The 20672-nt window shown below is 67.1% G+C and carries 19 protein-coding genes and 1 pseudogene; 10 read left to right on the top strand and 10 right to left on the bottom strand.

What is annotated here, in order from left to right:
* From HV786_RS25325 to HV786_RS25300, 6 genes and pseudogenes are all read right to left on the bottom strand, one after another.
* A pseudogene (locus HV786_RS25325) lies at positions 1-418 on the bottom strand (response regulator transcription factor); the annotation flags it as partial.
* A gap of 131 nt (positions 419-549) precedes the next feature.
* A complete protein-coding gene (locus tag HV786_RS25320; protein ID WP_175212000.1) occupies positions 550-2016 on the bottom strand; it encodes an efflux transporter outer membrane subunit in 1467 nt (488 codons plus the stop codon).
* A gap of 4 nt (positions 2017-2020) precedes the next feature.
* A complete protein-coding gene (locus tag HV786_RS25315) occupies positions 2021-3166 on the bottom strand; it encodes an ABC transporter permease (protein WP_128829460.1) in 1146 nt (381 codons plus the stop codon).
* Positions 3163-4110 carry an ABC transporter ATP-binding protein gene (locus HV786_RS25310; protein ID WP_128829459.1) on the bottom strand — a complete coding sequence of 316 codons (948 nt, stop codon included), beginning with the start codon at positions 4108-4110 and terminating at the stop codon, positions 3163-3165. Before HV786_RS25310 ends, HV786_RS25315 begins: the two co-directional genes overlap by 4 nt.
* Positions 4107-5060: an HlyD family secretion protein gene (locus HV786_RS25305; protein ID WP_175211999.1), complete on the bottom strand. Its 954-nt coding sequence runs from the start codon at positions 5058-5060 to the stop codon at positions 4107-4109. Before HV786_RS25305 ends, HV786_RS25310 begins: the two co-directional genes overlap by 4 nt.
* Before the next feature lie 2 nt (positions 5061-5062).
* Entirely contained in the window at positions 5063-5842 is a 780-nt protein-coding gene (locus HV786_RS25300) for a TetR/AcrR family transcriptional regulator (protein ID WP_175211998.1), read from the bottom strand.
* A 162-nt stretch (positions 5843-6004) separates the two neighbouring features.
* Between HV786_RS25300 and HV786_RS25295 the strand changes: the two genes are divergently transcribed.
* The 3 genes from HV786_RS25295 to HV786_RS25285 all read left to right on the top strand — a co-directional run bounded on the left by HV786_RS25295 (position 6005) and on the right by HV786_RS25285 (position 8473).
* Positions 6005-7054 (top strand): NADP-dependent oxidoreductase, encoded by a 1050-nt coding sequence (locus HV786_RS25295; protein WP_056317238.1) that lies wholly within the window; start codon positions 6005-6007, stop codon positions 7052-7054.
* Positions 7051-7731 carry a type 1 glutamine amidotransferase domain-containing protein gene (locus HV786_RS25290; RefSeq protein WP_128829668.1) on the top strand — a complete coding sequence of 227 codons (681 nt, stop codon included), beginning with the start codon at positions 7051-7053 and terminating at the stop codon, positions 7729-7731. The genes HV786_RS25295 and HV786_RS25290 overlap by 4 nt, the downstream gene beginning before the upstream one ends.
* Positions 7732-7873: 142 nt before the next feature.
* The gene (locus HV786_RS25285; RefSeq protein ID WP_128829669.1) at positions 7874-8473 is read left to right on the top strand and encodes an HD-GYP domain-containing protein; all 600 of its coding nucleotides are present in this window, start codon (positions 7874-7876) and stop codon (positions 8471-8473) included.
* Between the two features lie 4 nt (positions 8474-8477).
* Here the strand turns inward: HV786_RS25285 and HV786_RS25280 are convergent, their stop codons facing one another.
* A complete protein-coding gene (locus HV786_RS25280) occupies positions 8478-10076 on the bottom strand; it encodes a glycerol-3-phosphate dehydrogenase/oxidase (protein WP_175211997.1) in 1599 nt (532 codons plus the stop codon).
* Positions 10077-10168: 92 nt separating this feature from the next.
* Complete coding sequence (locus tag HV786_RS25275) at positions 10169-10960, bottom strand: DeoR/GlpR family DNA-binding transcription regulator (RefSeq protein ID WP_056317250.1); 792 nt, start codon at positions 10958-10960, stop codon at positions 10169-10171.
* A 221-nt stretch (positions 10961-11181) separates the two neighbouring features.
* On the opposite strand from HV786_RS25275, the gene HV786_RS25270 reads away from it, so the two are divergent.
* The 7 genes from HV786_RS25270 to HV786_RS25240 all read left to right on the top strand — a co-directional run bounded on the left by HV786_RS25270 (position 11182) and on the right by HV786_RS25240 (position 18350).
* Positions 11182-12267 carry an ABC transporter ATP-binding protein gene (locus tag HV786_RS25270; protein ID WP_175211996.1) on the top strand — a complete coding sequence of 362 codons (1086 nt, stop codon included), beginning with the start codon at positions 11182-11184 and terminating at the stop codon, positions 12265-12267.
* A complete protein-coding gene (locus tag HV786_RS25265; RefSeq protein ID WP_175211995.1) occupies positions 12267-13355 on the top strand; it encodes an ABC transporter ATP-binding protein in 1089 nt (362 codons plus the stop codon). The genes HV786_RS25270 and HV786_RS25265 overlap by 1 nt, the downstream gene beginning before the upstream one ends.
* Positions 13352-14242: a carbohydrate ABC transporter permease gene (locus HV786_RS25260; protein WP_128829458.1), complete on the top strand. Its 891-nt coding sequence runs from the start codon at positions 13352-13354 to the stop codon at positions 14240-14242. Before HV786_RS25265 ends, HV786_RS25260 begins: the two co-directional genes overlap by 4 nt.
* Positions 14235-15047, top strand: coding sequence for a carbohydrate ABC transporter permease (locus HV786_RS25255; protein ID WP_056317259.1), 813 nt, complete (start codon positions 14235-14237; stop codon positions 15045-15047). The genes HV786_RS25260 and HV786_RS25255 overlap by 8 nt, the downstream gene beginning before the upstream one ends.
* A 27-nt stretch (positions 15048-15074) precedes the next feature.
* On the top strand, positions 15075-15383 hold the full coding sequence (locus HV786_RS25250) for a DUF2160 domain-containing protein (RefSeq protein ID WP_056317261.1): 309 nt from the start codon (positions 15075-15077) through the stop codon (positions 15381-15383).
* A 119-nt stretch (positions 15384-15502) separates the two neighbouring features.
* Complete coding sequence (locus HV786_RS25245) at positions 15503-17233, top strand: ABC transporter substrate-binding protein (RefSeq protein WP_056317266.1); 1731 nt, start codon at positions 15503-15505, stop codon at positions 17231-17233.
* Positions 17234-17378: 145 nt separating this feature from the next.
* Complete coding sequence (locus tag HV786_RS25240) at positions 17379-18350, top strand: alpha/beta hydrolase family protein (RefSeq protein WP_175211994.1); 972 nt, start codon at positions 17379-17381, stop codon at positions 18348-18350.
* Positions 18351-18400: 50 nt separating this feature from the next.
* On the opposite strand, the gene HV786_RS25235 is transcribed toward HV786_RS25240, so the two are convergent.
* Both HV786_RS25235 and HV786_RS25230 read right to left on the bottom strand, forming a co-directional pair.
* Positions 18401-19456: a GGDEF domain-containing protein gene (locus HV786_RS25235; RefSeq protein WP_252870455.1), complete on the bottom strand. Its 1056-nt coding sequence runs from the start codon at positions 19454-19456 to the stop codon at positions 18401-18403.
* Positions 19457-19567: 111 nt separating this feature from the next.
* Entirely contained in the window at positions 19568-20464 is an 897-nt protein-coding gene (locus HV786_RS25230) for an NAD(P)/FAD-dependent oxidoreductase (protein ID WP_175211993.1), read from the bottom strand.
* Between the last annotated feature and the right edge of the window lie 208 nt (positions 20465-20672).

Here is a 20672-nt window from a genome sequence, read left to right as displayed (position 1 = left end):
CGGCTACGGCCGGGCGCGGCTCGGCCTCGGGGGCGCGGCGGCCGGCGGCGGTGGGCACGCGGCGCACAAGCGCCTGCAGGGCGGCCGCGATCTCGCCCGTGGCGACGTCGGGCGAAAAGCAGGCGTCGGCGCCGCAGTGCAGGCCCAGGATCCGATTCTCGGGGGTGTCGAAAGCGGAAATGGCGACGATGCCGGCGGTGGTGTCCATGGCGCGCAGACCTGCGACGGCCATGCAGAGATCGGTAAATTCGGCTTGCATCACGAGCAGCGGGGTGCGGCGGGCCTGGAACAGGCGGAACAGTCCGTTGGAGTCTTCGCAAGGACGCGGCGAGAACCCCATTTCGGCCAGTTCGTCGCTGCGGCGCACGCGCTGGCCGGCGTCGGGAGCGAAGACGATCAGGTCTAATAGGTCATTCATGAATCGGTGTGAACATCATGCAGCTTGAGCACAGGCATGATGCAACGGTTACACCGCTTTCCAAAAAGCGCTCAACGACACTTTCCTACCCGAATTCTCGGTCATGGTCGCGGGAATCGCCTTTTGGCGGCTCACGGAACGGCGGCAACCGCCTCATTCCACCATCCGCCGCCCAGCGCCTGTAACAAGGCGGCCGTGTCGGTGTAGCGCGCCGCGTCGGCCTCGATGCGCGAAATCCGCGTCTGTAACACCTGCCGCTGGCTGTCCAGCAGGCTCAGGTGGCTGATGCCGCCGGCCTGGTAGCGGCCCGCGGCGATGCGGCCGGCGTCGTCCGCGCGGCGCCAGGCGTCGTCATAGGCCGCGAAGGCCTCGCCGTCCGTCTGTAGCGCCCGCAGCGCATCGGCCACTTGGCGAAAGCCATCCAGCACGGTCTGGCGGTAGGCCGCGGCGGCCGCGTCGTACGCGGCTTCGGCCGAGCGCTTGCGCGCGCGCAACTCGCCGCCGTGAAAGAGCGGCTGGACAAGCCCCAGGCCAAGATTCCAGACATTCACGCCATCGGCCAGTTCGTTCGCGCCCGTGCGCTGGGAACCGAAGCTGGCGGTCAGCGTGAACTGCGGATACAGGTTGGCCGTGGCCACGCCCACGTCGGCCGATGCCTTGTGCCACAGGGCTTCGGCGGCCAGGATGTCAGGCCGCTGGCGCGTCAATGCCGAGGGCACGCCCGTGGGCAAATCCGCCGGCAGCGTCAGGTCCGCCAGGCGCAGCGGGGGCGATTGCAGGCTGGCGGGCGGCATGCCCAGGTAGGTCGCAAGCTGATGGGTCACCTGCGCCAGCTGGAATTCCAGCGGCGGCAGGGTGGCGCGCGTCTGCGCGACCAGCAGCTCCTGGTTGCGCAGGTCGGCCAGGGCGATGCCGCCCGCCTCCAGCCGTTTTTGCATGATGTCCTTTTGGTTCACCTGCGCGGCCAGCAGATCGCGCGTGGCCGCCAGCCGCTCGGCCAGGTCCGCCTGGCGGATGGCGGCGGTGACGACGTTGGCCGCCAGCGACATGCGTGCCGCCTGCAGTTCGTGGGCCTGGTAATCCATTTGCGCGGCCAGGCTTTCCAGCGCGCGGCGGTTGGCGCCGAACACGTCCAGGGTGTAGGACACGTCGATGGAGGCGTTGTAGAGCGTGAAGGGCGGGGGCGGCTCGGCGACCGGCACGCCATAGGCCGCCGGATCCACCTTCTTGCGGGCCGCCGACAGGTTGCCGTCCACTGCGGGCAGCATGCGCCCGCCGGTGTCGGCGGCCAGGTCTTCCTGCGCTTGCCGCAACCGCGCGCGCGCCTCGTCCAGCGTGGGGCTGGCGTCGAGCGCCTGGCGCACCAGCCGGTCCAGCGGCTCCGACTGGAACAACCGCCACCACTGCCCGGGGATGTCGGCGCCCGCCTGCAGGCGCTGCTGGCCCGGCGGCAGCGCGTCCTGTCCGGGCGTATAGGACGACACGGCGGGCGCGGCCGGCTTGTCGAAGTCGGGGCCGACTGCGCAGGCGGACAGCAGGGCGCAGAGCGCCGAGACGGCCAGGGGGCGGGAAGCGGGCAGGTGGCGGGCGCGGAGCATGGGATCAATCCAGGGTGCGGCGGTAGAACTTCACGGCGGCGGTCATCACGATGACGGTGAACAGCATCAGCGGCCAGATGTTGGGCCACAGGTCCCACCAGCCGTTGCCCTTGAGCAGGATGCCGCGGATCAGCCGGTTGAAATACGTCAGCGGCAGCAGGTTGCCCAGGTGCTGGGCCCACATCGGCATGCCCTGGAACGGAAACATGAAGCCGGACAGCAGCATGTTCGGCAGGAAATAGAACATGGTCAGCTGCATGGCCTGAAGTTGGTTCTGCGCCAGCGACGACAGCGTGATCCCGACCGTCAGGTTGGCCGCGACGAAGAGCAGCGCGGCCAGGTAGACGGACAGCAGGCTGCCCATGACGGGCACGTGGAACACGAAATGCGCCGCCGCGAGAATGATGGTGGCCTGGATGAGACCGATGGCGATGTAGGGCACGATCTTGCCGGTCATCACCTCGATCGGCCGCACCGGCATCGCCAGCAGGTTTTCCATGGTGCCGCGCTCTCGCTCGCGGGTCATCGCCAGCCCGGTCATCATCACCAGCGTCATGGTCAGGATCACGCCCATCAGCCCCGGCACCGTGTTGTATTGCGAGATCTGTTCTTCGTTGTAGAGCTGGTGGATGCGTACGTCGAAGGGCGGCTGGCCGCCCGCCAGGCTTGCCAGCGGCCCGGTCAGATCCTTCTGCGCGACGGCCTGGGTGAGCTGGGTGGCCGCGCCCAGCGCCATGCCCGTGGCCATGGGATCGGTGGCGTCAGCCTCGATCAGCAGGGCGGGGCGTTCGCCGCGCAACAGGCTGCGGGTGAAGTCGGGCGGAATGGTCACGACGAACAGCACGCGGCCCTGCGCCAGGGCGGCGCGGCCTGCTTCCTCGGTGTCCAGTTCCTCAACGATGTGAAAGTAGTCCGACGAACGCATCGCCGCGATGAAGCTGCGCGTGAACGGGCTGTGGTCCGAGGCGATGATGGCGGTGGGCATCTGGCGCGGGTCGGTATTGATGGCGTACCCGAAGAGCGCCAGCTGCATGATGGGCAGGCCGACGATCATGCCGAAGGTGATGCGGTCGCGGCGCAGCTGCAGGAATTCCTTGAGCACCATGCTCCACCAGCGCGACCACGAAAAGCCGTTCAGGCGCGCGGTCATGGCGGGCTCGCAAAGTTGTCGGTGGACCGGTTCATCAGGTAGATGAAGACGTCCTCCAGGCTGGTGTCCACGCGTTCCAGCCGCAGGTCCTGGCCCGCGATGGCCGCGCGCAGCGTGTTTTCCAGCTGCGCCGCGTCCTTGCCGCTGACATGCAGCGCCGACCCGAATGCGACCGTCTGGTCCACGCCGGGCGCGCCGCGCAACTGCTGGCCGAGCGGAACCAGGTTGGCGCCGTGGATCGCCCAGGTGGTCAGGTCCTGTTCGGCGATGACCTCGTCGGCGGTGCCCTGCGTGAGCAGCTTGCCGTACGAAATGTAGGCCAGCTTGTGGCAGCGTTCGGCCTCGTCCATGTAGTGGGTGCTGACCAGCACCGAGATGCCGCGCGCCGCCAGCGCATGCAGCTGCTCCCAGAAATCGCGCCGCGCCGTCGGGTCCACGCCGGCGGTGGGCTCGTCCAGCAGCAGCAGCCTTGGCTGGTGCAGCAGGCAGGCGGCCAGCGCCAGCCGCTGCTTCCAGCCGCCGGACAAGGATCCCGTCAACTGCCCCGCGCGGCTTTGCAGCCCCAGATCCTGCAGCGCGCGGTCCACGGCTTCCTTGCGCTGGTCCATGCCGTACATGCGCGCCACGAAATCCAGGTTCTCGCGAATGGTCAGGTCCTCCCAGTACGAGAACTTCTGCGTCATGTAGCCCACGTTGCGCTTGATCTGGGCGCTCTCACGCAGGATGTCGTAGCCCAGGCAGGTGCCGCTGCCCGAATCCGGCGTGAGCAATCCGCACATGAGGCGGATGCAGGTCGTCTTGCCGCTGCCGTTGGGGCCCAGGAAGCCGAAGATTTCGCCCTCGCGCACCTGCAGCGTCACGTCGTTCACGACGTGCTTGTTGCCGAAGTGCTTGTTCAGGCCGTGAACGTCGATGACGTTGGCGGCGGAGCCGGGGGTGCTCATGGCAGGGTGGCCTCCACCGGCTGGCCTGGATGCAGCCCCGCCGCCACGTCGGCGGCGGGGCGCGCTTCAACCATGTACACGAGCTTGCTGCGGCTTTCGCGGCTGTAGATCACGGGCGGCGTGTATTCGGCCTGATCCGATACGTAATCGATGCGCACGGGTATCGGATCGCCGCAGCCATCGCAGCGCAGCGTGGCCTGTTGCCCGATCTTCAGCGACCCCACGACCGTCTCCGGCACAAAAAAGCGCACCTTGATGTTGCCGGGCGGCAGCAGGCTGACGACCGGGCTGCCGGCGGGCACCCATTCGCCCACCCGATACATCGTGTCGAACACCCGGCCCGCGGACGGCGCGGCCAGTTGCTTCTGGGCCAGCGTCCATTCGGCTTGCGCCAGCGCGGCGTCGGCCGCCTCCACTTGCGAGGCCTGCGCGCGCCGCGCGTCGTCGCGCCCCGGCAGCCGGTTCACCTCGACCTGCGCCTGCAGTTCGCGCACGCGCGCCGCGTCCGACTGCGCCTGCTCGCGGCTGTCGTCCAGCTGCGAGCGCGGGATGCCGCCGACGCGGAACTGCGCATTGTCGCGGGCAAGCTGCGCGGTGGACCGCCGGCTGGCCGCCTGCGCCTGCGCCAATTGCGCCAGGCTGACGTCGACTTCAGGGGGGCGCTTACCTGTGGCAATGTCCTCCAGCTGGGCGCGCGCCGCCGACAGCTCGGCCTGGGCTTGGTCGCGCGCGGCGGCTTCGCGCGTGGCGTCCAGCGTGTACAGCGGCTGGTTGGCGTCGACCTGCTGGCCGCGCCGCACCGCCAGCGTGTCCAGGCGCCCCGGCTCGGACGAGGCCACATAGACATAGTCGCCCTCCACGTAGCCCTGGTAGAAGGCCTGGTCGTTGTTGCCGCAGCCGAAAAGCGTCAGCAAGGCCAGGGAAGCGGGCAGAAGGCGGAGGGTGCGCATGGTCAGCGTCCTGAAGACGAGGAGGTTGGCGGCGTGGTTGGCGCAAAGAGGCCGCCGGTCAGCATGGCGATCGCGTGGCGCGCGATCGCTTCGTTGTCGATGGTCTGCGCCAACGGGTCGTTCTGCCAGATGCGGCGCCATAAATTCGACGTGGCCAGCGGCAGCAGCGTCATGCCCATAATGGACAGGAACACCAGACGCGGTTCCACCCCCGGCGTGATGGCGCCGCGCCGCTGGCATTCGGCAATGAGGCCAGCGAACGCCTGAAGCCGGTCCGACGGCAGATGGCGCAGCACGCGATCGCGCAGCTGGCCGCCTTCGTTGACGACTTCGTGCATCCACAGCGACGGCAGCCAGGGCTTTTCGGTCGCGCTCTGGACCACGCGGCCCACGATTTCCGTGATGAAGCCTCGCGCCGCCGACGCCGGATCGGGCAGGGGAGCCGCGGGCGTGCCGCCAGCAGCCGGCCCATCAGCAGCCGGGCCACCGGCGGCTCCTCCCGGCTCAAGCGGCACGGGAGCCCAGACATAGCCGATGACGGGCACGATCCGCTCCAGCACCACGGCGTCGATCAATTGGTCGCGGCTCTTGAAGTAGTAATGCAGCATCGCCGGCGTGACGCCCGCGCGCTGCGCGATGTTGGCGATCGTGGTGGCGGCCACGCCCTGCGCGGCGAACAGCTGCGTGGCCAGATCCAGCAGATTGGCGCGCGCGGTGGCGGTGTCCGGACGCGGCGGACGCCCGGGACGGCGCGGGGGCGAAGGAGGGGATGCGGAAGCCATGCGGCGGATTCTAATTAAAGAATTAATTAATTAAAAGAGGGTTCGATCATCAGGGTTTCAGCGGCTGCCGGCGGCGTGCGATGGTGTAATGGTCCGGTTCCCCACCACGCCGCCCGGGCGTGTAGCGAGGCCCGGCCGGCTCCATGAAGGAGGCCGCACACCATGCCCCAATCCGCTTCAACCAACCGCCGTATCGTGCTTGCCGCGCGGCCGCACGGCGAGCCCGCTGATACCGACTTCCGCCTGGAAACGGGCGAAGTCCCCCAACCGGGGCCGGGCCAGGTGCTGCTGCGCACGGTCTACCTGTCGCTCGACCCCTACATGCGCGGCCGGATGAGCGATGCCCCGTCCTACGCCGAGCCCGTGCAGATTGGCGAACCGATGGTCGGCGGTACCGTCACGCGCGTTCAGGCCTCGAATAATCCGCAGTTTCCGGTCGGCGAATGGGTGCTGGCGCAGACCGGGTGGCAGGACTACGCCGTGTCCGACGGCGCGGGCCTGCTGCGCCTGGGCGCCAATCCCGAAAACCCGTCCTGGTCGCTGGGCGTGCTGGGCATGCCCGGTTTTACCGGCTACATGGGACTGCTGGACATCGGCCAGCCCAAGGCGGGCGAAACCGTCGTCGTGGCCGCGGCCAGCGGGGCGGTGGGCGCGGTGGTGGGCCAGATCGCCAAGATCCACGGTTGCAAGGTCGTGGGTATTGCGGGCGGACCGGACAAGTGCCGCTACGTGGTCCAGGAACTGGGCTTTGACGAATGCCTGGACCATCGGCAGCCGGACCTGGCGGGCCGCCTTGCCGCGGCCGTGCCGCAAGGCATCGACGTGTATTTCGAAAACGTCGGCGGGGCCGTCTTCGATGCCGTGCTGCCGCTCTTGAACCCGCGCGCCCGCGTGCCGGTCTGCGGACTGATCTCGGCCTATAACGCGACCAGCCAGCCCGAGGGCCCGGACCGGCTTGCGCTGCTCATGCGCACCATCCTGACGAAGCGGCTGAAGATGCAGGGTTTCATCATCTTCAACGAGTACGCGCACCGCTACGGTGAATTCCGCGACGCCATGCTGGACCTCATCAAGCAAGGCCGCATCAAGTATCGTGAAGACGTGGTCGACGGCCTGGAGAACGCCCCGCGCGGGCTGATCGGGCTGCTCAAGGGCGAAAATGCCGGCAAACGCATTGTGCGGGTCGGCCCTGACGAATGGAGCGCTACATGAACATCCTGATCGTGCTGACTTCCCACGACACGCTGGGCAACACGGGACGCAAGACGGGCTTCTGGCTTGAAGAGTTTGCGGCGCCGTATTACGCGTTTCTGGACGCCGGCGCCAAGCTCACGCTGGCCTCGCCGCTGGGCGGCCAGCCGCCGCTCGATCCCAAGAGCGACGATCCCGATGCGCAGACGGACGACACGCGCCGCTTCAAGCAGGACACCGACGCGCAGCGCGTGCTGGCATCCACGCGCCGGCTGTCCGAGGTGCAGGCCTCGGACTACGACGCGGTCTTCTATCCTGGCGGCCACGGCCCGCTGTGGGACCTGGCCGAAGACAACAATTCGGTGGCGCTGATCGAAACCATGCTGGCCGCCGGCAAGCCGGTATCGGCCGTGTGCCATGCGCCCGGCGTGTTGCGCCACGCCAAGACCGCCGACGGCAAGCCGCTGGTGCAGGGCAGGCAGGTCACGGGCTTTTCCAACGCGGAAGAAGCGGCCGTACAGTTGACCGACGTCGTGCCGTTTTTGGTCGAGGACGAACTGAAAAAGCTGGGCGGGCTGTACAGCAGCGGGCCGGACTGGCAGCCGCACGTGGTCAGCGACGGCCTGCTCATCACGGGGCAGAATCCCGGCTCGTCGGTGGGCGTGGCGCGCGCGCTGCTGGAGCGCCTGAAGGACTGATCCCCGCCGGGCTCGCAGGGCAGGACACGGGCCGGGCCGCACGCCAAGCGCGATGCGGCCCGGCATTGTGGCGGATTGTGTCAGAATCCCGCCTTTCTGAACTGAGCGCGCCGTCATGCCGTTGCGGCGCGCGTGCTTTCCAATGTCCCCCGACGTCCCCGATCTTCCAGCAGGAACTTATGAAGCGGCGCTTTTCGCCGCCATGCAGGCGCGCGACCCGGCCACCGGCCGGCATTGCAAAAGGGTGGTTGCGCTAAGTGTTGCGCTGGCCCGGGCCTGCGGGCTGCCGCAGGATGAACTGGACGTCGTCTCCGTGGCGGCGCGGCTGCACGACGTGGGCAAGATCGGCACGCCAGACCGCGTGCTGCATAGCCCGCAGCGGCTGGAAAAGGAAGACTGGGAAATCATGAAGGCGCACGCCGCGGCGGGCGCCTTCATCATCCTGCAGACCGCGATGCCGCAGCGCGAAGCCATTGCGCTGGCGGTGCGCCACCACCACGAACACTTCGACGGATCCGGTTATCCGGATGGCCTGTCGGGCCACGCCATTCCGCTGCATGCGCGCATCATTTCGGTCGCCGATTCCTACGACGCGCTGGGCGATGCGCGGCCTTACCATCCGGCGCGCACCCACACGCAGATCATGCGGATCCTGAACCAGGAGGCGGGATCGAAATGCGATCCCGACCTGCTGCGCGTCTTCGAATCGATGATCGGGGGCAGCCCGCTGCGCGTGCCGTAGCGGTTTACTTCAAGCGGTAGTTCGCCGCGACGGTGGCCAGGTCCTGCAGCGTGCGCTGCTGCCAGGCCGCGTCGTGGCCCAGTTCCTCGGCCAGGATGCGCGCGACCTCGGGCGCGGCCAGCATGGCGGCCTCGGCGTCCAGGAACAGCGCGCGGTTGCGGCGCGCCAACACGTCTTCCGCGCTGCGCGCCAATTCGTAGCGGGCGGCAAAGCGCACATGCGCCTCGGACAGGCCGCTGGCCTTGACCAGCATGCGCCCGGCGCCGGGCAGGGCTTGCAGGGTCGCCAGATCGTTGCCGTAGTAGCTGTCAGGCGTGCCGGCGTGTTCCTGCGACGGCGCCAGGCCGCCGGCGCCGTGCAGCGGCAGCGACTCGGTGCGGCACGAGGCCTGCGTCAGCAGCTGGTGCTGGATCGCGGTGTCCACCACGTCCTGCGCCATGCGCCGGTACGTCGTCCATTTGCCGCCCGTCACCGTCACCAGGCCGGCCTTGGACACCAGGATCGTGTGCTCGCGCGACAGCTTCTTGGTGGAGGCTTCGCCGGTCGCCTTGACCAGCGGGCGCAGGCCGGCCCAGACGCTGGTCACATCGTCGCGCGTCGGCTTGCGGCTCAGGTACCGCGCCGCCGTGTTCAGGATGAAATCGATGTCTTGCGCGCCCGCGTCGGGATCCAGCGGCAGATCCTGGCGCGGCGTGTCGGTGGTGCCGACGATGGTGTGGCCGTTCCACGGCACCACGAACAGCACACGGCCGTCGTCGGTCTTCGGGATGAGGACGGCGCGCTTGCCGGGCAGGAAGTCGCGCGGCAGCGTCAGGTGCACGCCCTGGCTGGGCGCCACCATGGTCTGCGCGTTCTTGTCCTCCATGCGGCGCACCGCATCGACCCACACGCCGGTGGCGTTGACGACGCAGCGCGCGCGCAACGTGAAGGTCGATCCGCCGATCACATCCTTGGCCGTGACGCCGTCCACCTTGCCATTGGTCATGGTCAGTCCGGTGGCGCGCACGTAGTTCACCGCCGTGCCGCCCAGATCAAAGAGCGTGCGCATCAGGCTGATCGCCAGGCGCGCGTCGTCGAACTGGCCGTCGTAGTACAGGACGCCGCCCTTCAGGCTGCGTCCGTTGACGGTCTCGGCCAGGGTGGGGGCGTTGGCCAGCGTCTCGCGGCGCGACAGCCAGCGGCTGGGCGACAGGTTCAGCTTGCCCGCCAGCATGTCGTACATCTTCAGGCCGATGCCGTAGAAGGGCTGGTCCATCATCGTGTAGGCCGGCACCACGAAACCCAGAGGCCAGACCAGATGCGGGGCGTTGCGATTGAGCAGGCCGCGCTCGTGCAGGGCTTCGCGCACCAGGCTGACATTGCCTTGCGCCAGGTAGCGCACGCCGCCGTGGACGAGCTTGGTGGCCTTGCTGGACGTGCCCTTGGCAAAGTCGGCGCCTTCGATCAGCAGCGTCCGGTAGCCGCGCGCGGCGGCATCCACCGCCGTGCCCAGGCCGGTCGCACCGCCGCCGATGACGATGACGTCCCAGGAATGCGTGTTGTCCAGCGTGTTCAGAAGGCGGCTGCGTTCGGGCGGGGTGACGGAGGCGAGGGGTTGGTTCATGTTCTTTGGGGGCGGCGTGGCCGCGAGGTGAATGCTTCGATATTTGTGCCGGCAGCGCGCAAGCGGGGAGTGGGCCCACTGCGGCGCACGGGTCAGGGTGTCGGTTTGGGCAGGTTCGGCGCCGCGGCGACGTCACAGCGCACGCCCGAATCCAGCAACACTTGCGCCAGCGGCTCCTGAGGATGCGCGTCCGTGAAGAACCGGTCGATCTGCGAGATATGCGCCAGTTCCACCATGGCCTGGCGCTTGAACTTGCTGCTATCGGCGGCCAGCCAGACTTCACGCGATTGTTCGATGATCGTGCGGGCCACGCGCACTTCGCGAAAGTCGTAATCGCGCAGCGTGCCGTCGGCCTCGATGCCCGAGATGCCGATCAGTCCGATGTCGACCTTGAACTGGCGGATGAAATCCATCGTGGCTTCGCCCACGATGCCGCGGTCGCGCGAACGCACCACGCCGCCGGCCACGATGACTTCGCAATCCGGGTTGTCGGACAGGATGTCGGCCACGTGCAGGTTGTTGGTGATGACGCGCAGCCCGCGATGGCGCAGCAGCGCGCGCGCAATGGCTTCGGTGGTGGTGCCGATGTTCAGAATCAGCGAACAGCCATCCGGCACCGCGCGGGCCACGGCCTCGGCGATGCGTTGCTTGCCTGCGGCATGCAGGCCTTGGCGCTTGCGGTACGCAATGTTCTCGATGGTGGACGCTTCGATGCGGACGCCGCCATGAAAGCGCGACAAGAGGCCGGCTTCGGAAAGGATGTTGACGTCCCGCCGCACGGTCTGCAGCGTCACGTCGAAGCGTTTGGCGAGCTCTTCGATCGAGGCCGAGCCCTGGGCCCGCACCATTTCGATCAGCGCGCTCTGTCGTGGATTCAGTGTCATATTCGAATGATAAAACAACAAAAGCGAAAAATAATGTCGCACTGCAAGATTGTTTTTTGTTCGCTTCTTCGGTAAAACGCACAAAAAACGAAAGCCATCTGAAAGAGTATGCTCATCCTGTTGCCTCGGCGCGTGATCGCGCCGCCGCAACGGGCGGGACGCTGTGCCGAATACCGAAGTCCGTAGAAAACAGGGACGTATAAGTAGGTTGAGGAGACTAGATGCAGCTGACCTTGGACGGGATAGCTTTGCGGGCCGGCTCGCAGACGCACCTGTATCCCATGAGCCTGGCCCCGGTTCCCGGCGCCATGACCGTCCTGCTGGGGGCCACTCTGGCCGGCAAGACCTCCCTGATGCGCATCATGGCCGGCCTGGACCGGCCCACCGAAGGCCGCGTGCGAGTTGACGGCGCCGATGTCACCGGCGTGCCGGTCCGCCAGCGCAACGTGGCCATGGTGTACCAGCAGTTCATCAACTATCCGTCCATGTCGGTCTACGACAACATCGCCTCGCCGCTCAAGCTGCGCGGCGAGGCCAATACGCGCGAAAAAGTCCACGCGATGGCGGCGCGCCTGCACATCGATCATCTGCTGGACCGCTACCCATCCGAGCTGTCGGGCGGCCAGCAGCAGCGGGTGGCGCTGGCCCGGGCGCTGGCCAAGGACGCCCCGCTGATCCTGCTGGACGAGCCGCTGGTCAACCTGGACTACAAGCTGCGCGAGGAATTGCGCGACGAACTGTCGGAATTGTTTGCGCAGGGGCGCTCGACCGTGGTCTACGCCACGACCGAACCCGGCGAGGCGCTGTTGCTGGGCGGCCACACCGCCGTGCTCGACGCGGGCGAACTGCTGCAGTACGGCCCCACGGCCGACGTCTTTCACCGGCCCAATTCGATCCGCGTGGCGCGCGCGTTCAGCGATCCGCCGATGAACTTGTTCGCCGCCCGCCGCGACAACGGCGGCTTCGTGCTTCAGGGCGACGTGGCGGTGGCGCGCGCGCTGCCGCCGGGCGCCGAGGCCGGCATTACGGCCGGCCTGCGGGCCGGGGCGCTGGATGTGGAGGCCCGGCCCGGCCACGTGGCGCTGCCCGGCCGGGTGACGCTGGCCGAAATCTCGGGTTCCGATACCTTCGTGCACGCCGAGACGGCCGCGGGCGACGTCGTGGCCCAGCTGCCCGGCGTGCACCGCTACAAGCTGGACGAGCGGGTGCAGCTGTACTTCGATCCGGCCCAGACCTATGCCTTCGGCGCGGACGGCGCACTTCTGGCCGCACCGCGCCAGCCGGCCGGCGCGGGGGAGGTGGCCTGATGGCGCAGATCGAGCTGGACCTGTCCCATTCCTACGTCGCCCATCCCCAGTCCGATGACGACTACGCGCTGTTGCCGCTGCAATTCACTTTTCGCGACGGCGGCGCCTATGCGTTGCTGGGGCCCTCGGGCTGCGGCAAGACCACGCTGCTCAATTGCGTGTCGGGCCTGCTGCGGCCGTCGCACGGGCGCATTCTGTTCGACGGCCAGGACGTCACCGACAAGACCCCGCAGGCGCGCAACATCGCCCAGGTGTTCCAGTTTCCTGTGGTGTACGACACCATGACGGTCGCCGAAAACCTGGCGTTTCCGCTGCGCAACCGCGGCGTGCCGCCCGAGCGCATCCGCGAGCGCGTGGGCCGCATCGCCGAAATGCTGGAAATGTCCAACGTCCTGGATCGCCGCGCCAGCGGCCTGACGGCGGACGCCAAGCAGAAGATTTCGCTGGGCCGCGGGCTGGTGCGCAGCGACGTGTCGGCCATCCTGTTCGACGAACCGCTTACCGTCATCGACCCGCAGCTCAAGTGGGAGCTGCGGCGCAAGCTCAAGGAAATTCACCACGAATTCAAGCTGACGCTGATCTACGTGACCCACGACCAGACCGAGGCGCTGACGTTTGCCGACCAGGTGATGGTCATGGCGCGGGGCCGCGCGGTGCAGGTGGGCAGCGCGGACGACCTCTTTGAGCGGCCCGCGCACACCTTCGTCGGCCATTTCATCGGCTCGCCCGGCATGAACTTTCTGCCCGCGCAGTGGCGCGATAGCGCGCTGATGGTGGGGCAGCGCCACCTGGACGGCGTGCCCGAGGCCGTGGCCGCCAAGCTGCGGGACGCGGGGCCGGTCAAGCTGGGTGTGCGGCCCGAATACCTGCGGCTGGCCGAGGCCGGGGCGCCCGGCGCCGTGCCGATGCGCGTGGAGCGCGTGCAGGACGTGGGCACCTACACGCTGCTGGTCGCCGACTTCGAGGGCACGGCAGTGCGCGCCCGGCTGGGCAGCAACATCGTCACCGAAGGCAAGGGCGGCACGGTTTGGCTGTCCGTGCTCAACCCGCATACCTGCTTCTACCGCGACGAGGTGCTGATCCCATGAAACCCACCGATCACCGGGCCTGGTTCCTGGTCATGCCGGTCGTGCTGTGCGTGGCGTTCTCGGCCATTCTGCCGCTGATGACCATCGTCAACTATTCGGTGCAGGACATCATCTCGCCGGAGCGCCGCGTCTTCGTCGGCACCGAGTGGTTCGCCGCGGTGCTGCAGGACGAGGAGCTGCACGGCGCGCTCTTTCGGCAGATCGGGTTCTCGTTCGCGGTGCTGCTGATCCAGATCCCGCTGGGCATCCTGCTGGCGCTGTCGATGCCCGCCAGCGGCTGGCGCGCGTCGGCCGTGCTGGTGATCATCGCGCTGTCGTTGCTGATTCCGTGGAATGTCGTCGGCACGATCTGGCAGGTGTTCGGCCGCACCGACATCGGCCTGCTGGGCGCCACGCTGTCGTGGCTGGGCGTGGACTACAACTACACGGGCAACGACGTCGACGCCTGGCTTACCGTGCTGGTAATGGACGTGTGGCACTGGACGCCACTGGTGGCGCTGCTGTGCTACGCGGGGCTGCGCGCCATCCCCGATGCGTACTACCAGGCCGCGCGGATCGACGGCGCCTCGCGCTTTGCCGTCTTCCGCTATATCCAGTTGCCCAAGATGCGTGGCGTGCTGATGATCGCGGTGCTGCTGCGCTTCATGGACAGCTTCATGATCTACACCGAGCCCTTCGTGCTGACCGGCGGCGGCCCGGGCAACGCCACCACCTTCCTGTCGCAATACCTGACGCAGAAGGCCGTGGGACAGTTCGACCTGGGCCCCGCGGCGGCGTTCTCGATCATCTATTTCCTGATCATCCTGCTGCTGTGCTTCATCCTCTACAACTGGATGCAGCGCGCGGGCACCACGGGCGGCTTCGACGAGGAGCGGGCAAATGCGTGAGAAATCCTCCTGGTGGCGCGGCGCCTTCCTGACGCTGTACCTGGTGTTCGCGATCCTGCCGCTGTACTGGATGCTGAACATGTCGTTCAAGTCCAACACCGAGATCGTCAGCACGCTGACGCTCTGGCCGCGTGACTTCACCTTCGAGCACTACCGCACCATCTTCACGGACCCGGCCTGGTATTCGGGCTACATCAATTCGCTGATCTACGTCGTCATCAACACGGTCGTCTCGCTGGGCGTGGCGCTGCCGGCCGCCTACGCGTTTTCGCGCTACCGCTTCATCGGCGACAAGCACGTGTTCTTCTGGCTGCTCACCAACCGCATGACGCCGCCCGCCGTGTTCCTCTTGCCGTTCTTTCAGCTCTACAGCTCGTTCGGCCTCATGGACACGCACCTGGCCGTGGCGTTGGCGCACCTGGTGTTCAACGTGCCGCTGGCGGTGTGGATCCTGGAAGGCTTCATGTCGGGCGTGCCGCGCGAGATCGACGAGACCGCCTACGTGGACGGCTATTCGTTCCCGCGCTTTTTCCTGACGATATTCCTGCCGCTCATCAAGTCGGGCGTCGGCGTGGCGGCGTTCTTCTGCTTCATGTTCAGCTGGGTGGAATTGCTGCTGGCGCGCACGCTGACCTCGGTCAATGCCAAGCCCATTGTCGCGACCATGACGCGCACCGTGTCGGCCTCCGGCATGGATTGGGGCGTCCTGGCCGCGGCGGGCGTGCTGACCATCGTGCCGGGCGGCATCGTCATCTGGTTCGTGCGGCACTACATCGCGAAGGGCTTCGCGATGGGCCGCGTGTAGGCATCTGGACAACAGGAGGGCGCAGCCATGTTCAGCTGGATGGTGTGGACCACCCCGGTCGCCGTGTTCTTCAGCTGCATCGTCCTGATGCTGGTCGGCATGACGATTTGGGAGCTGAAGTCGCCCACGCAGGAGCGAAAGGGCTTTTTGCCCCTGCGCACCACGCGCGGCGACCGGCTGTTCATCGGCCTGATGGCCGCGGCGTGGCTGAACCTGGCGTTCCTGGGGTTTGGCCAGAAAGCGGTCGAGTGGTTTTCACTGGATCAGCCGCCGTCGGTGTGGATCAGCTTCGTGCTGTCCATGCTGCTGCTGGCCTTCATCATGAAAAAAGGGTGAGAGAAGGGAGCCAGACCCTTCGTCGGTTTCGGGCAGTCAGGAAAAGGACTATCGGCCAGCGTCTTCCCCGGCCAGCGGTCCGCAGCACGATAGGGGAAGACTTATCGAGGAGACAGGTCATGAAATTGCGCATGCACGCCATGGCGGCCGCTATCGCCCTGATCGGAACGTCAGGGGCTTGGGCCGGCGAGCCGGAGGCGAAGAAGTGGGTCGATTCGGAGTTCCAGCCGTCGTCGCTGTCCAAGGAACAGCAGATGGCCGAAATGAAATGGTTCATCGATGCCGCGGCCAAGCTCAAGGCCAAGGGCATCAATGAGGTCAGCGTGGTGTCCGAAACCATCACCACGCACGAGTACGAATCCAAGGTGCTGGCCAAGGCTTTTGCCGAGATCACCGGCATCAAGGTCAACCACGACCTTATCCAGGAAGGCGACGTCGTCGAAAAGCTGCAGACGTCCATGCAATCGGGCAAGTCCATCTACGACGGCTGGATCTCCGATTCCGACCTGATCGGCACCCACTACCGCTATGGCGCCATCCTGCCGCTGTCCGACTACATGGCCGGGGCGGGCAAGGAATGGACCAATCCCGGATTGGATCTGAAGGACTTCATCGGCACCAAGTTCACGACGGCGCCCGACGGCAAGCTGTATCAGTTGCCGGACCAGCAATTCGCCAACGTCTACTGGTTCCGCGCCGACTGGTTCGCCCGCCCGGATCTGAAGGAAAAATTCAAGGCCAAGTACGGTTATGAACTGGGCGTGCCCACCAACTGGTCCGCGTACGAAGACATCGCCACGTTCTTCTCCAACGACGTCAAGGAGATCGATGGCAAGCGCGTCTACGGCCACATGGACTACGGCAAGAAAGACCCGTCGCTGGGCTGGCGCTTCACCGATGCGTGGCTGTCCATGGCGGGAGCGGCCGACAAGGGTCTGCCCAACGGCATGCCGGTGGACGAGTGGGGCATCCGCGTCGCGGACGACAAATGCACGCCGGTCGGCGCGTCGGTCTCGCGAGGCGGGGCCACCAACAGTCCGGCCGCCGTGTACGCGCTGACCAAGTACATCGACTGGATGAAGAAGTTCGCGCCGCAGCAGGCCATGGGCATGACCTTCTCGGAGGCGGGGCCCGTGCCGGCGCAGGGCCAGATCGCGCAGCAGATCTTCTGGTACACGGCCTTTACCGCCGATATGACTAAGAAGGGCCTGCCGGTCGTGAACGACGACGGCACGCCGAAGTGGCGCATGGCCCCGTCGCCCTATGGTCCGTACTGGAAGGACGGCATGCAGAACGGCTACCAGGACGTGGGATCGTGGACGTTCTTCAAGTCCACCAACCCCGACAAGATGGCGGCCGCGTGGCTGTATGCGCAGTTCGTCACGTCCAAGTCGGTGTCGCTGAAAAAGTCGATCACGGGCCTGACCTTCATCCGCGACAGCGACATCAATAGCGAATTCTTCACCAAGAACGCGGCCAACTACGGCGGTCTGATCGAGTTCTACCGCAGCCCGGCGCGCGTGGCGTGGACGCCGACCGGCACCAACGTGCCGGATTATCCGAAGCTGGCGCAGCTGTGGTGGAAGAACGTCGCCACCGCGGTCACGGGCGAAAAGACCCCGCAGGCGGCCATGGACAATCTGGCGAACGAAATGGATCAGGTGATGGCGCGGCTTGAACGGGCCGGGATGGCTCAATGCGCGCCCAAGCTCAATCCCAAGAGCGATCCCAGCAAGTGGCTGTCCGACCAGCACGCGCCGTGGAAGAAGCTGGCCAATGAAAAGCCCAAGGGCGAAACGATCCCGTACGACCAGTTGCTGTCGGCGTGGAAGGCGGGGAAGGTGCGGTAAGCGCCTGACCTGCCGTCAACGCATGAACGCCACAGGCTGCCTGTGGCGTTCTTTTTTGCACGTCCGGGCCTCGCGCCGCCGGGGGATCGCGCATGTCACAATCGCGCCATCCGCGCGCCGCGCCCCTCTACGAATCCTGTCCTGCATGCCCGTCTCCAAGCTCGCCGTCTCCCTGGTTTCTGCTGCGCTGGCCCTGTCCGCCGGCATTGCGCACGCCGCCGGTTTTCAACGCCTGAACCTGCCCATGGACCAGAACGGTCCTGGCCTGCAAGGCGCGATCTGGACGCCCTGCGCCGAACCGGCCGGCGAGATCAAGGTGGGCCGCGTCACCATCCAGGGCGTGCAGGGCTGCAAGCTGCCCGAAGGCCGCTACCCGCTCATCGTTATGTCGCACGGCTCGGCGGGCTCGTACCTCAGTCACCATGACACCGCCGCCGCGCTCGCCGATGCGGGCTTCGTGGTGGCGGCGATCAATCACGTGGGCGACAACGCGCAGGACAAGTCGCGCCAGGGCTATCTGTCCATTTTTTCCACCCGGCCGCGCGAAGTGCGCCGTCTGATCGACTACATGACCGGCACGTGGGCCGACAAGGCAAGGCTGGATCCCGACAAGATCGGCTTCTTTGGTTTTTCACGGGGCGGTTACACAGGCCTGGTGCTGGCGGGTGCGGTGCCGGACCTGGCGTCGGGGCTGGCAATCTGTGACGGCCAGGCATCGCTGCCCATGTGCCGCGACATCGCGGCGGGCCGGGTGCCGCAGCAACCGTATCCGCAGGACGCGCGCATCAAGGCGGCGGTCATTGCCGATCCGCTCAACGTCTTTCCGGAAGATGCGCTCAAGCGCGTGTCGCTGCCGATTCAGCTCTGGGCGTCGGCGCAGGGCGGCGATGGCGTCAGCCCCGCCAGCGTGCAAGCGGTGCGCGAGGGCCTGGGCGCCGCGCCGGATTACCAGGTGGCCGCCGGCGCCGGACATTTCGCGTTTCTTGCGCCGTGCGGCGCCGAACAGGCCGAGGCATCGCCCGGCATCTGCCGCGATGAGGCAGGCTTTGACCGCACCGCATTCCACCGGGACCTGAACGCCCGCGTGACGGCGTTCTTTAAAGCGCAGCTGCAATAGGCGCGCGCCCGCGCGCCGGCGCATCGAAGGCCGATGCGGCGCGCGGCCAATCAGTGAATGGTGCGCGCCGCGCGGCGCGCCTGCTTGATTTCATACATCCGCGAATCGGCCAGCCGGACGGCCGCTTCGGCGTCCAGTCCGGTGGGGTCCAGCGCCACTACGCCGGCGCTGGCGCCCTCATAGGCCACCGTGGTTTCGCCCAGCGGATAGCGACCCATCGTGGCAGCCAGTACGCGTTCTTCCATGGCGCGCGCCGCGTCTTCGGCTTCGGCCTGTTGCGCCACGCCGCCCGCGTCGGACAGTTTGCGGATCAGCGCGGGGCCGGGGCCGATCAGAACGAACTCGTCACCGCCCACGCGTCCCAGCATGTCCGATCCGCGCAGCGCCGCGGCCATGCGCCGCGAAACTTCCTGCAGAAAGGTGTCGCCCGCCTGGTGGCCGTACGTATCGTTGATGCTCTTGAACCCATCCAGGTCGATGACGCCGACCAGCACGCTGCCGTGTTCGCGCACGGCCCGCGCCAACAGGCGGTCCAGCGCTTCGTAAAGCGCGCGCCGGTTGGGCAGGCCCGTCAGCGTGTCGGTCAGCGCATACGACATGAGCTGCACGTTGGCGGCATGCAGTTGCTCAACCAGCATTTCGCGCTCGATGAAACTGGCGATCACGCTGGAAAACAGTTTCAGCACCGCTTCGGCCTCGGGACTGATGTCGTGGCGGCGGGCGCTGGCGGCGCACAGCGTTCCGTACAAGGCGCCATCGTCGGCGCGCACCGGCGTGCTGACGTAGGTCTGTATGCCCAATTGCCGGGCCGCGGCCGAGTCGGGCCAGCACTGCGCGACGTTGCTGGTGCTCATGCGGCCTTCGTCCAGCGCGCGCTTGCACAGCGTGTCGTCCCAGGGCACTGACAGGCCTTCCGGGATCTGCAGGTGTCCCACGTTGCGCGCGTAGCGCACGTGTTGCAGCTCGGCCTTCAGGTCGACCGAGGTGAGGTACGTCGATTCAAGCCCGGTTACAGCGCCCAGCATGTCCAGCAGCGGGCGCGTCAACTGCTCGACCGACTTGGCGGCGGGCAGGGTAGTGGAAAGTTCGGCGAGGATGGGATCCAGCACGGCTGCTCCTGGATGCATGGTCGGATGAACATGCGGCCCGTGCTCCATGCGGAGAGCGGGCCGGCAATCCCGCCATTATGCACGGGCCAGGGCCCCGCCTGCATGACGTCATGACATGACCAGCGAGCGGTGCGCGCACACGCCCGCCATGACGCCCGAGGCGCTGGCCAGCGTGGCGTTGGACATCGGGGTCGACGCGTCGCCCGCGGCGAACACGCCGGGCACGGTCGTCTGCTTCATGTCGTCCACACGAATGACTGGCCCCAGCGGCCCCTCGTCGAATTCGCAGCCCAGCTGTCCCGCCAGCGGGCTGGCCATGTGGACGCGGCTGGCGACAAACAGCGCGCGTAGCGGCACCTCGCGGCCGTCGGCCAGCACCACGCCGGTCAGGGCTGGCGCGTCGCCCCGCAGCGCCACGACGGGCGTGCGTTCCACGCGGACGCCGCGCGCGGCAAGATGGCGCGCGTCCTCGGGCGACGGTTCGAACTGGCCCTGCGTGAAGTAGGTTGTCGGGCCCCAATCGGGCAGCAACATCGCCTGGTGAACCGACATCGGATGCGCGGCCAGCACGCCCAGCGGTTCGCCCGCCACCTCGAAGCCGTGGCAGTACGGGCAGTGCAGCACGGTCTGGCCCCAGCGCGCCTGCAATCCGGGCAGTGGCGGCAGTTCGTCGCGCATGCCGGTCGCCAGGATCAGGCGCGCGCCGCGCACCTGCTCGCCGCCGGCCATGACGACGGCAAAACCGCCGTCCTGCGCCAGCGCCTGAATCGCTTCGCCGTCCAGGAACGACACCGTTGGATACCGCGCAAGCTGCGCGCGGGCGTTGGCCACGATCTCCTGCGGCGGCACGCCGTCTTGGCCCAGAAATCCGTGTGCGTGCGCGGCGTAGCGGTTGCGGGGCCGGGCGGCATCGACCAGCAGTACCTGCCGGCGGGCTCGCGCCAATTGCATGGCGGCGGACAGGCCGGCAAAGCTGCCGCCGATGATGATGACGTCGTAGTGCATGAAGGATCCTCCGGAACGGACTGAACTCAGGGGCTGAGATTCGAGGTTTCGATACTTTGAAAGTTGCATGATAGAAGCCGTCGGCTTGTTATGCAACTTATGGTGTTGCATTAAGCGTTGCCTTGAGGAATGCCGCTTGCTGTCCGTCGTCCCGAAACGGCCGGGTTGCGCCGGCCCCTTGCGCGGGACTACCCTGGATTCCTCTACA

Origin of the sequence: Achromobacter mucicolens (genome assembly GCF_902859725.1) — a bacterium.
GTDB classification, from domain to species: domain Bacteria; phylum Pseudomonadota; class Gammaproteobacteria; order Burkholderiales; family Burkholderiaceae_B; genus Achromobacter; species Achromobacter mucicolens.
This window is presented reverse-complemented; position numbering and strand designations above follow the sequence as displayed.

Excerpts from the sequence above, each read along its gene's own strand:
- HV786_RS25265 (WP_175211995.1), top strand. The coding sequence starts at position 12,267 with ATGGCGCAGATCGAGCTGGACCTGTCCCATTCCTACGTCGCCCATCCC.
- HV786_RS25280 (WP_175211997.1), bottom strand. The coding sequence starts at position 10,076 with ATGAACCAACCCCTCGCCTCCGTCACCCCGCCCGAACGCAGCCGCCTT.
- HV786_RS25295 (WP_056317238.1), top strand. The coding sequence starts at position 6,005 with ATGCCCCAATCCGCTTCAACCAACCGCCGTATCGTGCTTGCCGCGCGG.
- HV786_RS25240 (WP_175211994.1), top strand. The coding sequence starts at position 17,379 with ATGCCCGTCTCCAAGCTCGCCGTCTCCCTGGTTTCTGCTGCGCTGGCC.
- HV786_RS25230 (WP_175211993.1), bottom strand. The coding sequence starts at position 20,464 with ATGCACTACGACGTCATCATCATCGGCGGCAGCTTTGCCGGCCTGTCC.
- HV786_RS25315 (WP_128829460.1), bottom strand. The coding sequence starts at position 3,166 with ATGACCGCGCGCCTGAACGGCTTTTCGTGGTCGCGCTGGTGGAGCATG.
- HV786_RS25250 (WP_056317261.1), top strand. The coding sequence starts at position 15,075 with ATGTTCAGCTGGATGGTGTGGACCACCCCGGTCGCCGTGTTCTTCAGC.
- HV786_RS25310 (WP_128829459.1), bottom strand. The coding sequence starts at position 4,110 with ATGAGCACCCCCGGCTCCGCCGCCAACGTCATCGACGTTCACGGCCTG.
- HV786_RS25305 (WP_175211999.1), bottom strand. The coding sequence starts at position 5,060 with ATGCGCACCCTCCGCCTTCTGCCCGCTTCCCTGGCCTTGCTGACGCTT.
- HV786_RS25255 (WP_056317259.1), top strand. The coding sequence starts at position 14,235 with ATGCGTGAGAAATCCTCCTGGTGGCGCGGCGCCTTCCTGACGCTGTAC.
- HV786_RS25285 (WP_128829669.1), top strand. The coding sequence starts at position 7,874 with ATGTCCCCCGACGTCCCCGATCTTCCAGCAGGAACTTATGAAGCGGCG.
- HV786_RS25245 (WP_056317266.1), top strand. The coding sequence starts at position 15,503 with ATGAAATTGCGCATGCACGCCATGGCGGCCGCTATCGCCCTGATCGGA.
- HV786_RS25270 (WP_175211996.1), top strand. The coding sequence starts at position 11,182 with ATGCAGCTGACCTTGGACGGGATAGCTTTGCGGGCCGGCTCGCAGACG.
- HV786_RS25290 (WP_128829668.1), top strand. The coding sequence starts at position 7,051 with ATGAACATCCTGATCGTGCTGACTTCCCACGACACGCTGGGCAACACG.
- HV786_RS25320 (WP_175212000.1), bottom strand. The coding sequence starts at position 2,016 with ATGCTCCGCGCCCGCCACCTGCCCGCTTCCCGCCCCCTGGCCGTCTCG.
- HV786_RS25260 (WP_128829458.1), top strand. The coding sequence starts at position 13,352 with ATGAAACCCACCGATCACCGGGCCTGGTTCCTGGTCATGCCGGTCGTG.
- HV786_RS25275 (WP_056317250.1), bottom strand. The coding sequence starts at position 10,960 with ATGACACTGAATCCACGACAGAGCGCGCTGATCGAAATGGTGCGGGCC.
- HV786_RS25300 (WP_175211998.1), bottom strand. The coding sequence starts at position 5,842 with ATGGCTTCCGCATCCCCTCCTTCGCCCCCGCGCCGTCCCGGGCGTCCG.